This window comes from Stieleria maiorica, from assembly GCF_008035925.1.
Taxonomy (GTDB): domain Bacteria; phylum Planctomycetota; class Planctomycetia; order Pirellulales; family Pirellulaceae; genus Stieleria; species Stieleria maiorica.
The window spans coordinates 8,025,643-8,036,142 of sequence record NZ_CP036264.1; the positions used below are offsets into that span (position 1 = coordinate 8,025,643).

The 10,500-nt window shown below is 59.6% G+C and carries 9 protein-coding genes; 7 read left to right on the top strand and 2 right to left on the bottom strand.

Annotated elements, in window-relative coordinates; genetic code table 11:
- Positions 1–241: 241 nt before the first annotated feature.
- The 3 genes from Mal15_RS27345 (at position 242) to Mal15_RS27355 (ending at position 1,971) form a co-directional block, all read left to right on the top strand.
- Positions 242–535: a hypothetical protein gene (locus tag Mal15_RS27345; RefSeq protein ID WP_147870668.1), complete on the top strand. Its 294-nt coding sequence runs from the start codon at positions 242–244 to the stop codon at positions 533–535.
- 232 nt (positions 536–767) lie between these two features.
- Entirely contained in the window at positions 768–1,064 is a 297-nt protein-coding gene (locus tag Mal15_RS27350) for a hypothetical protein (protein ID WP_147870669.1), read from the top strand.
- 490 nt (positions 1,065–1,554) lie between these two features.
- Entirely contained in the window at positions 1,555–1,971 is a 417-nt protein-coding gene (locus tag Mal15_RS27355; RefSeq protein WP_147870670.1) for an STAS domain-containing protein, read from the top strand.
- A 42-nt stretch (positions 1,972–2,013) separates the two neighbouring features.
- Here Mal15_RS27355 and Mal15_RS27360 read toward each other — a convergent pair whose 3' ends face one another.
- Positions 2,014–3,663, bottom strand: coding sequence for an alpha/beta hydrolase (locus Mal15_RS27360; RefSeq protein ID WP_147870671.1), 1,650 nt, complete (start codon positions 3,661–3,663; stop codon positions 2,014–2,016).
- 222 nt (positions 3,664–3,885) lie between these two features.
- On the opposite strand from Mal15_RS27360, the gene Mal15_RS27365 reads away from it, so the two are divergent.
- On the top strand, positions 3,886–4,689 hold the full coding sequence (locus tag Mal15_RS27365) for a glycosyltransferase (RefSeq protein WP_167547085.1): 804 nt from the start codon (positions 3,886–3,888) through the stop codon (positions 4,687–4,689).
- Positions 4,690–4,762: 73 nt separating this feature from the next.
- Positions 4,763–5,356 (top strand): GNAT family N-acetyltransferase, encoded by a 594-nt coding sequence (locus tag Mal15_RS27370; protein WP_147870673.1) that lies wholly within the window; start codon positions 4,763–4,765, stop codon positions 5,354–5,356.
- Between the two features lie 76 nt (positions 5,357–5,432).
- Here Mal15_RS27370 and Mal15_RS27375 read toward each other — a convergent pair whose 3' ends face one another.
- Complete coding sequence (locus Mal15_RS27375; RefSeq protein ID WP_147870674.1) at positions 5,433–8,405, bottom strand: zinc-dependent metalloprotease; 2,973 nt, start codon at positions 8,403–8,405, stop codon at positions 5,433–5,435.
- A 373-nt stretch (positions 8,406–8,778) separates the two neighbouring features.
- Between Mal15_RS27375 and Mal15_RS27380 the strand changes: the two genes are divergently transcribed.
- On the top strand, positions 8,779–10,041 hold the full coding sequence (locus tag Mal15_RS27380) for a serine hydroxymethyltransferase (protein ID WP_147870675.1): 1,263 nt from the start codon (positions 8,779–8,781) through the stop codon (positions 10,039–10,041).
- 76 nt (positions 10,042–10,117) lie between these two features.
- Positions 10,118–10,414, top strand: coding sequence for a response regulator (locus Mal15_RS27385; protein WP_147870676.1), 297 nt, complete (start codon positions 10,118–10,120; stop codon positions 10,412–10,414).
- Positions 10,415–10,500 lie beyond the last annotated feature (86 nt).

Consider the following 10,500-nt stretch of genomic DNA (forward strand, 5'->3'; position numbering starts at 1 on the left):
TAGCGATCGCGACGCGTCGTCAAGATGCCTTGGGCCAAGGGGGAAAAAAGTTCGGACTTGCCCCGATTGTGGCTGGTGCCTAACAATGACCGGTGATTCTTCTTCACGCGGGCGACCGGTTTCTCGCGACTCCGCTGACGTGTCACCTGTCCCCGCCGATCGGGGGCACCGGTGAATGAGCCCGCTTCCGCTGGGGTGGGAATTTTTCTGACGCTTGTTCCCTTTTTCGATTGCCACCGAGATGTCTCGATTTCTTGCCGGAATGTTCTGTGGCGCGCTCTTGCTGTTCGTGGTCATGCACTACCACATCGTCAGGGGCAAGAACGGCGTGGTCTTGGTGCCCAAAATCAGCAACAACCTGCAAGGGATCTACACCGATATCCGCGCCTTCGACCTGCAGGACTGGCAGAAACACAAACCTCTGGCGGCAGCGATCATGCGTAGCAATCAAGCCGATTTGCTGGAAGACTCTGCTCACCGTAGCTTCGGCGACGCGATGCGCCGGGTGGTCGACGACGTCTTTGGTGGACAATAGGGCGCCTGGCGGCGCGGTCGGCACGATTGATATGTCCGGTCTGACCTTGGCGACCTGCCACTGGCCGATGTTGTTCATGGGCCGCGCCAAGCGATGCCGATGCTAATTGAACGGTTTGCCGTCCGACGACAGAGACGTTCGCGGAGCAAGCCGTTGGAATGTTGGACGCGGGGCTGATCGCCGGTCAGTACACGATTGTCTCTCCCAAGACGATTACCACAGAGCTCGATCTATGTCTTTCTATCGAAATCGGTATTTCCTGAGCGGTATTTTGTTGATCCTGCTGGGGCTGCAATTCCGTCGCGTCGAATCTTTCGTGCTCAATGAACGAACGACACGGTTCGTCGCCAAGATGACCAACACTCCGCTGGTCGACAATTCGACGACCTTGGGGGCGATCTTCGAACCGGTCACGCCACCGCCGAAGAAACGCGTGACGCCCCCGCGTTGGCTCGGTCTTTCGATGATTGCATTCGGATGCGTGATCACGTTTCACGCCTTGGTGATTCCCAAACAGGGCGAGGGCTAGCGCTCCGCTCGGTACGCTACGGCTCGGAAGCACTTGAGCCGTCTGCGATTTCTCTCTTGTAGCGGTTTGTTGGGTGTTCCGAAGAGGGGCTGTCGCTGAGTGTGGCGTCTCTGCCTCTGGCCACGCTCGAGTTTTTCGCCAGGAAGGTGGCCGAGACAACCGGAGGAGCTCACCCGGGGGGCTTCAGCGGTGAACGGTTGTGAATCTTGCTCACGCGTCACCGCGGGCAAGTGGGCCGATTCCTCCGCACATTGAGCTAGTGTGGTGGATTGCCACGCAGAGGAAATTGGTGCCGAGAAGACACAGAATTGTTTGCCTTTGTCCGACGATTTTGCTATGCTTGCATCCGTTTGAGTGCGGAAAACAGCGGGTTTTCGCGGTGCCATCGGGCCGAGTGAATCACTCGGAGGTGGTTGAGGGTGGCGATCCCTCCACAGCTGCGACGCTCGGTCGAGTTACTTGCCCTTACTCATGAGAACACTCCTTACCGATGAGTAGTCCTTCGGCCGTTGAGATCCATTTCCACGACTCCTCGATGGTCGTGTCGCCTTCGCTGAAGGTGATCAATCGCCGAAAATCTGCGGGACAAATTTCGTCCCGGGTGAGCGCCGAATTGGACCAGCCGCGTGAGTGTCTGGTAACCGACGTGGTCATCGACCTGGGACAGGTGACATGGATCAGCAGCGCAGGACTAAACGAGCTGATTCGATTGCAGGCCCAGTCGCGTGCCAGTGGCGTGAATCTTCGACTGCGTTCGCTGAGCGAAACCGTGCGTGATGTTTTTCGAATCACCCGTCTGGAGCGGATGTTCGAGTTTGAAGGACTTGGCGACGACGAATTCGCGGTCGCTGCCCCGACGGCGGAAATCGAGGGGGCTGCGGCGGCCCAAGCCACGGTTTCGGTTTAGATCGAGGGCACACCGGTGCCAGCGGTCAAACAAAATGAGCCCTTATTTCATCGGCAATGGTTCGGCAGTGAATCGTGACGCCGTCTCCGGTGGTCCGATCAGTTGCCAATAGGTCTCGTTGCCCTGCGGTCGGGGGACCAGTTGTGGACGCTGGGGCGCCGGCAACCGATTGCGGACCAACAGGAAAAGGTCTTGCAACATCGACGGTGTGTCGCCGTAGTAGCTGTGTCCGAGCAGGCTGAGGTCGATCCCACTGACGTCGATGGTTTCGATCCCCGGGACGACTACGATGTCGTCTCCGCTTTCGCCGGCGCGGGGGTACCCGTGGACTTGTTTCGATGCGATCAAGGCTTGGTCGTCCGAGGAGGCGTAGAGGGTGACGTGGTCGGCGATGGAGGTCAGCGCCGGAGCCAAATCGCGGCGAAATCGATCGGCGTCGACATCCGGAGCGGCCAACACGACACGGTCAAAGAGTCTGGCGTGATCGTCACCCGAGGCGCGTTGTTCCCAACCGATTTCAACCATCGCCCCCGTCGTCGGGCGATTACCCATGCTGTGGGCCACGACGTTGATCGAACGGGCGCCGCTTTCCTGGGCCAAATCGAGCAGGAACTGTTTCAAGTGCGACTGTGTCCAGGCGGCATTGTTTTCATCGATGGTGTAGCCCAACAGCGTGCCTTGGCTGGGCCAGCTGTAGCAGACCGGAACGCCTTCGAACGGCAGGTCGACGGCGATCTGTGCGGTTCGCCGGATCGCGGATTGAAAGTCGACGTTGTAGCCGTGCACGAAGACCAGCAGATCTTGTCGAGGCGACAACGCCACCGTGTCGGCCAATTGCCGGTGGAAATCGGTTTCGGACAGCTCGACCGCACTGGTCAAGACGATGTGGTCTTGTTGATTCTCGCGGACTTCGAAACGCAGCAAACTGGGACGCTCGACCACGCCGCGTTGGTGCGTGTCCGGCACCGTCACCTTGGCGATCCCTTTGACCAAGCTTCCCCGGTCGCCGTTGTAGGTCACGCCGTGTTTTTCAATGTTCGCGGTTCCCGAGAGCAGGACGACCGACGCGGCGGCCAGCGACACGCTGCCGAAGGCGGCGAATCCGAGGGCGACTTGCGACCGGCGGCGCAGGAGATTGAGTCCCGAAAGCGCCAGGAAGACGATCGCCGACCCGCCCAGTAACACCAGTGCGTCGCGGTTGCCGGTGATGTTGTAGGCGGACAGGGGAACCGAATCACGCTGCCGGTCGGTGGCGTAGTAGACGGCGACCGTTGCAAAGGCTTGGCCGGCGTCATGCGTCGCGCCGGCCGGTAGCGATCCGAAGGGGCCGGTCGCCGCCCTATCGGGTTCTGGTCCGGGTGATTCGGATTCGATCGCGGGTTCCCCCGACATCGGAGACTCCATGGCCATGGCGGGCGGGGGCGGCCCCGGCAGGAACGGTGCAAGGGGCTCCTGCAACTGGTCGGGTTGGCCGGAACGGTCGGGTGAAGCGGTGGCAGGATCGGGGATCGCCTCGGCGACCTCGGTTTCTTGTTCGATGCGCTCTGCGATGGCATCTGATTCTCGTTCCGGCTCTCGGCTCGCACGTTCGCCGCGTTCGCCGGAGCATCCGGAGAGGATCAACAATACCAGCAACGTAAGCGATCGGCGGACTTGGCGGGCTGACGGGGGCTCGGGGCGGGTGAAATGCATGTCGATGTCTCGCGGGTGCGGAGTGGCAGTGGGTTATCGATACCCTGCCGAATCGGTCCAGGTCGATGCCAATTGCGCCAGATCAATCTTTACCCGTGTCCGCATCATGCTGTTTACTAGGCCAAATTCCCCTTCTGTGTCCCGCCAAGAAAGTGTTGTCGAATGGATTCGCACCGCCTCACCCCCGTTGTTCCTGCTTCTTCCATTTCGGCGTCGGTTATCATGACGACGTTCCGGTCGCCCCAATACCTGCATCAAGTGTTGCAGGGGTTTGCCAATCAGTCGGTCCGGGAGTTCGAGATCGTGGTGGGCGAAGACGGCCGCACCGAGCAGACGCGTGCGGTGATTGATTCGTTCGCGACGCGCACCGATTTCCAGATCCGCTACGTTTCCCAGACGCACCAGGGATTCGGCAAAACGCGGATCTTGAATCGTGCGATCGACGCGGCCGCGAGTGACTATTTGATCTTTACCGATGGCGACTGTGTGCCGCGTCGCGATTTCGTCGCCCAACACCTACGACTGGCCGCGCCGGGCCGGTTCTTGTCCGGCGGTTGCTACCGGCTGAACCGAGAGTTGACCAATCGCATTCTGGCCAGCAAAGTGGCGTACAACGAATTCACCGATCCGGGCTGGTTGAAGCAACATGGCAACGATGTGCCGGCAAAATGGTTGTGGATCCAAGGCCATCCGGGGCTGGCCAAGGCACTGGATCTGGCCACCACGACCCGTCCGACATTCAATGGGCACAATGCATCGGCTTGGAAATCGGATGTGGTGCGCGCCAACGGTTTTAACCACGAAATGCGATATGGCGGATTGGACCGGGAACTGGGCGAACGTTTGGAGAACGCCGGTGTCTTAGGCATGCAGATTCGACACCGTGCGGTCTGCTATCACTTGGACCATGATCGCGGCTATGTCAACGACCAGGATTGGCAGCGCAATCGCGAGATCCGCCGATTGGTTCGTAAGACGGGCGTGACGCGGGCGGTCGAGGGGTTGGACCAGATCAGGGCCGCTTGATGGGGGCAGGACGATGGGGGCAAAACAATATGAGGCAGAATGATACGGGGCAGAATGATGGGGAGGCGCGGTGATGGAATGGGCCGATGCGGTGACGCTTTGTGGGGGCGGTGTTCGTCTGGAATTGCTCGATCCGCGACACCATGAGGATCTGGTCGATTCGACGCGCGACGGTCGCTTGTGGGAGCTTTGGTACACGAGCGTTCCCGCACCCGATGCGATGGCCGCAGAAATTTCGCGTCGCCTGGAGCTGTATCAGCGGCGGTTGATGGTGCCGTTTACGGTCATCGACCAAGCCTCAGACAAGGCGGTCGGAATGACGACGTACATGAACATCGACGCAAAGCATCGGCGATTGGAGATCGGGTCGACTTGGTATCGTCGATCGGTGTGGCGCAGCGGGCTGAACACGCAATGCAAATTGCTCTTGCTGACCCATGCGTTTGAAACGATGGATTGCATCGCTGTCGAGTTTCGCACGCATTTCTTGAACCGCCGCAGTCGCGCCGCGATTGAACGTTTGGGCGCGAAGCTGGACGGGGTGTTGCGGAATCACCAGATCTTGGCCGACCGGACGCTGCGAGACACCTGCGTGTATTCAATCATCGCCGGTGAATGGCCGACCGTGAAAACTCACCTGGCGTTTGAAGCCGGCAGGAATGACTGAAACCTGGCCCCACAAAAAAACACGGCCTCTCCGGTGGGAAAGGCCGTGTGTCGAAGGTTGCGGTTAAGCGCGTCGTTTACTCGGCGGATTCACCCAGGATCAGCAAGCGGGGCATGTTCATCGCTTTGGCCGAGTTGTAGGTGTAGCCGGCTTTGAGTGCTTGCTCGATACGCATCGAGACTTCGTGAAGGTGGGCACGCGAATAGGCGTCCATCTTTTCTTCGCACCGTTTGATTCGAAGGTCGATCTTTTTCATCAGGTCGACCAGTTGCATGCGGGCCAGATCACCGATCGGTTTGTAGGCCGCCGCACCGTCGTTCTTTTCCAGGATCAGATCGATCAGCCGCTGCACGTGTTCCTGTTGCAGGTTTCGTCGCAGGGAGCTGATCATCGGCTGGCGGTTGCTTCGGTTTTCGGGGCATTCTGATTCCAGTTCCTTCCAGGCGGCGTCGCTGATCGAGTTGAGCAGTTCGGGCAGCGTCAACGCATCATCTTCGGCCGGCAGCCGGAGTTCGTTGTCGTAGACACGACGCAGCGTCGTCGGGCTCATCAACCAGGTCAGCGCGGAGGCTTGCAGCCCGAGCACTCGATCGTGGATCGGCCAGGTCGCTTCGCCGGAGGTGCCGAAGTGGGCACCGCCGTCGAGCCATTGGTCGCTAGTCATGCGTTCGAGCAACTTGGGGGTCAGCCCGAAGGCTTCGTCGTTGAAGGTCTGGTCGATCACAAACTGCATCGCTTGGCGTTGCTGTTCGGCGGGCACGACGACGACCGGGGGTCTGTCGTTCGGATCGCCTTTTTTGTCACGGTTGACGAATGCGCCGCCGACCCAGTTGGCCATCATGCTCGCCGCGCGGGTTTGGATCGACAGCGTCAATTCATAGCCGCGACGCGCCTTGGCCCAGCTATCGCCGTCTTTGACAAACTTGTCCAGGATGCGGTCGCGATAGACTTTGACCAGCTTCATCTGCTCTTGGGCATAATCGAGCGGATTGGCGGAGAAGTCGTAGCGGCGTGCCAGCGGGTCGGGGCCATTGGTGTCTTCGTCGGTCGCGTATTGCAGTTCCGGTTCGACGCAGCGTTTCAGGATTTCCGGTAGGGCTTTGGTGTCGAAGGTGTAACCGTATTCGATGGCCCAGTAATCGTAGGGGCCGATGTCGATCATGGTGTAATCGCCTTGGACCTTGCCGCTTTCGTAGCGGAAGTTGATCGGGATGTAGTCCATCACCGAGGCGGAGAAGACTTCTTTGCCCTTGAGTTCATCGCTGTTGATTTTCTCCAGCGAATGCAGCGCGGAGCCTTTGAAGTTGTGACGCAAACCGAGGGTGTGTCCGACTTCGTGGGCGACCAGATCCGAGAGCAGCGGTCCGACGAACCAGTCGGGCATGCCGTCGAGCATGTCGACGTTGTCCTCCTTCTTTTCTTCGTCGTCTTTCTTCTCGTCGGTATCGTCTTTGTTGTCGTCATCCTTGTCGTCTTCCTTGTCCGCGTCGTCCTCGTCTTTCGGCTTCTCGTCTTCCGCGTCGTCGTCCTCTTTCGCGTCGTCTTTTTTCTCTTCGTCCTCTTTCTTTTCCTCTTCGTCAGCGGCCTTGGGTTTGTCGTCCATCATCGCCAGGGCCCAGTCCATGCGGGCGACGGCCAGGTCCAAGCTGCGGGCGTTGGCGGCCATGCACATGCCGTTCTTTTGGCTCAAATGACCGATCAGGCCGTCGAATTCATCGTCGCCGATCAGTGAGGCATCGGCCGCGGCCATGGAGAACCCGGCGTAGGGCTTTTGGGCGTCGCGGGCGATCTGCTCGCGGACTTGTGGGACTTTGGAGGGCGAGGTCATGCGGACGCGCGGGTCCCAAGAGGGATGTTCGCTGAGCCAAGCCAAGGTTTCGGGGCTGGCTCCTTCCATCGCCAATTTGGGCAGCAGGTCGTCGTAGTTGTAGTTGTAATAGCGGATCCAGCCGTCGGTCAGAATGATGTCGGCGTCCAGGATTTCACCGGTCATGGGATGGACGCGGCTGGGGCCGATGGCCGTTCCGATATCGTTGTTCAGCCAGCGGATGAAGTTGTACCGGACGTCTTCAGGGTCTTTTTCCATGTGGGCGCCGCTTTCGGCATCCTGGTAGCGGATCTCGATCGCATCGACGATGCCGACTTTTTCAAACGCTTTGTTCCAGTAGTCGACACCGGCGCGGATGAAGCGGCGATAGCGGACCGGGGCGGTGTGTTCGACGTAGAAGATGATCGGGTCTTTGGGCGGGCTGAGCTTCAGCTTCGAATCCCGCTTTTGCAGGTTCCAGCGGTTGATGTACCGGATCGTGGTTTCGTCGTCGGTGTACTTGCTGAGGTCGGAGTAGGTGGTGGTGAAGTATCCGACGCGTTGGTCGGCCAGCCGCGGTTTGAATCCGCTAGAGGGGCTGGGGACTTCGCTGAACGAGTAGTGCAGGGTTTGGAAACGTCCGGAGCTGCCGACGGTTTCCAAGGCGACTTCGACGTTGGACGGAAAGACTTTGACCGAGTCGATCTTCTTGATCCGGGAGTTGGAAATCCGAACGCTGCGTCCGAAGAAGGTGCTGGCGTTGCCCAACAACAGCGAGTCCAGATCGATCACCGGGCCACCCGAACCGCCTTTGGCGAGAATCGGAATGTCCAGCAGGACTCGATCGGTGAACAAGCGTTCGACCGAGGCTTTGGATTCCGGATCGCCGGTGGCACGGATCGACAGGTTCGGCGCGATCAGGGCCAGGCGATCGTCATACTGGCGCCATTTGACGACCAATTCACCGGATTGCAGACCGGCGTAGGTGTCGCCGCTGCTGACGGTCAACGCGATAAAGTAGCTTTTGGTCGCGAAATTCTTGGGCAGTTCGGCCAGCAGTTGTGCATCTTTGGTGCGTTGCCAAACGTCGAAAAAGCCTTTCCGGTTTTCTTGGTCGGAAACGGGGACTTTCTCATAACCCTCGGAAACTTTGTCGAAAGTCGGCAAATCGGCCGCGGCGACGCGACGTTCAGCCGCACAGAGACACAAAAGAAAAACGAAACCGGCGACGGCGTATTTCATTCCAGGCACTCAAACATCGGGTGAAAATGGAAACGAAGCAAGCGTAGGTCACGCTTTGGCGGGGCACCGACCAGGGCGGGGCGGCGGGCGATGGAAGGCGGTTGCAGTAGGAACCGGCAAAAGCTGCCTAAACCAATCCGTCGATTGTACCGTTTTAACCATTCCTGTGGGACAATTTTTGCGATTCTGCGGGCCAGATCGGTTCGCGGCGGCACACCGTCGCGGTTCAAGCGGAACACAGCCAGGGGCGGAGGATCCTTTCTGCCAAGGATTGACGGGTTTTCGTTCCGCATCAACAATCCCTTTAGAAGCTTCGTGCGAACGTTTTGTTCCCGATTTCCATTTTCCAGGTTTTTCTCACCGCAAGGCCATGATGAATCCGCTCCAGCAACAAGACCCCCAAGTTTGGGACGCCATCCAGGACGAAGCCAGCCGTCAGCGTGATGGCCTGGAAATGATTGCCAGCGAGAACTACACCAGCTACGCGGTGATGCAGGCCGCCGGCAGCGTCCTGACCAACAAATACGCCGAAGGCTACCCCGGACGACGCTATTACGGCGGCTGCGAACATGTCGACGTCGTCGAAACGTTGGCCATCGAGCGGGCCAAGCAGTTGTTCGGCGCCGAATGCGCCAACGTGCAACCGCACAGCGGATCACAGGCCAACGCGGCGGTCTATCTGTCGTGCCTGAAACCCGGTGACAAGGTGTTGGGACTGGATTTGGCCCAAGGCGGTCACCTGACCCACGGCATGAAGCTGAACATCAGCGGCCAGCTGTACGATTTCCACTCCTACGGGGTCACCCGTGACACCAACCGACTGGATTTTGACCAGATCGCCTCGCTGGCTCGCGAGCAAAAGCCCAAGCTGATCGTCGCCGGGGCGAGCGCCTATCCCCGCGAGATCCCCCACGACAAGTTCGCCGAGATCGCCGAGGAAGTCGGCGCACGGTTGATGGTCGACATGGCGCACTACGCCGGACTGGTGGCCGCCAAGATCCATAACAGCCCGGTCGGACTGGCGGATTACGTGACCACGACCACGCACAAGACGCTGCGTGGGCCCCGCGGCGGATTGATCCTGTGCAAGGAAGAGCATCAGAAGCTGATCAACCGAAATGTCTTTCCCGGAACCCAGGGCGGTCCGCTGATGCACGTGATCGCGGGCAAGGCGGTTTGCTTCGGCGAAGCGTTGACCGAGGAGTACCGCACGTACGCTCAAGCGGTCGTCGATAACGCCAAGGTCTTGGCCGAAACCCTGGTCGCGGCCGGATTGCCGCTGGTCAGCGGCGGAACCGACAACCACCTGATGCTGGTTGATGTGACCGCCGTCGGATTGGGCGGAAAAGTGGCCGAGTCGGTGTTGGACAGTTGTGGCATCACGGTCAACATGAACATGATCCCCTTCGACCAGCGTAAGCCGATGGACCCGTCCGGGATCCGAATCGGGACTCCGGCGTTGACCACCCGCGGCATGGGCGAGACCGAAATGCGCCGCATCGGTGCTTGGATCCACAGCGCCCTGGCCAACCACGAAGACACCGCGCTGCACGAAAAAATCCGCGGCGAGATCCGTGAAATGTGCGCGAGCTTTCCCGTCCCCGCCGATCAAGAGTCCAGCGCGGTGATCGCTTAGGCGGTTACCGCAAGCCGGCTACACAGCCACCGGTTTTCCCACCCTGCCCATCGCCTCCGATTTCAACACGTTGACCATGTCTGATTCGACACTGCCCGAGGGGACGCATCGCATCCTGATCGCCGACGACAACGTCGCCAATCGAGAGTTGCTGGAAGCCTATCTGGCGGAGATCGACTGCGAAATCGAAACCTCGGTCGACGGGCAAGACACGCTCGACAAGATCGCGTCCTTCGAACCCGACGTGGTGCTGTTGGACGTGATGATGCCCAAGCTGAGCGGCTTCGAGGTCTGTAAACAGATCAAGGACAATCCCGACACCTCGCACGTCATGGTGTTCGTCGACGTTTCCAACGCGTTTGCCATGCCGTAACCCACAACGGCGACGGTGGGACGGGTCAATTCGAGTTGCTTTTCCAGTTGCCGCCAGCCTTCCCCGGCGGGTTCATGACCGGCCTG

What these genes read in the sequence shown, in the direction of transcription:
- Mal15_RS27345 (WP_147870668.1), top strand. Translation starts at nt 242, where the DNA reads ATGTCTCGATTTCTTGCCGGAATGTTCTGTGGCGCGCTCTTGCTGTTC.
- Mal15_RS27350 (WP_147870669.1), top strand. Translation starts at nt 768, where the DNA reads ATGTCTTTCTATCGAAATCGGTATTTCCTGAGCGGTATTTTGTTGATC.
- Mal15_RS27355 (WP_147870670.1), top strand. Translation starts at nt 1,555, where the DNA reads ATGAGTAGTCCTTCGGCCGTTGAGATCCATTTCCACGACTCCTCGATG.
- Mal15_RS27360 (WP_147870671.1), bottom strand. Translation starts at nt 3,663, where the DNA reads ATGCATTTCACCCGCCCCGAGCCCCCGTCAGCCCGCCAAGTCCGCCGA.
- Mal15_RS27365 (WP_167547085.1), top strand. Translation starts at nt 3,886, where the DNA reads ATGACGACGTTCCGGTCGCCCCAATACCTGCATCAAGTGTTGCAGGGG.
- Mal15_RS27370 (WP_147870673.1), top strand. Translation starts at nt 4,763, where the DNA reads ATGGAATGGGCCGATGCGGTGACGCTTTGTGGGGGCGGTGTTCGTCTG.
- Mal15_RS27375 (WP_147870674.1), bottom strand. Translation starts at nt 8,405, where the DNA reads ATGAAATACGCCGTCGCCGGTTTCGTTTTTCTTTTGTGTCTCTGTGCG.
- Mal15_RS27380 (WP_147870675.1), top strand. Translation starts at nt 8,779, where the DNA reads ATGAATCCGCTCCAGCAACAAGACCCCCAAGTTTGGGACGCCATCCAG.
- Mal15_RS27385 (WP_147870676.1), top strand. Translation starts at nt 10,118, where the DNA reads ATGTCTGATTCGACACTGCCCGAGGGGACGCATCGCATCCTGATCGCC.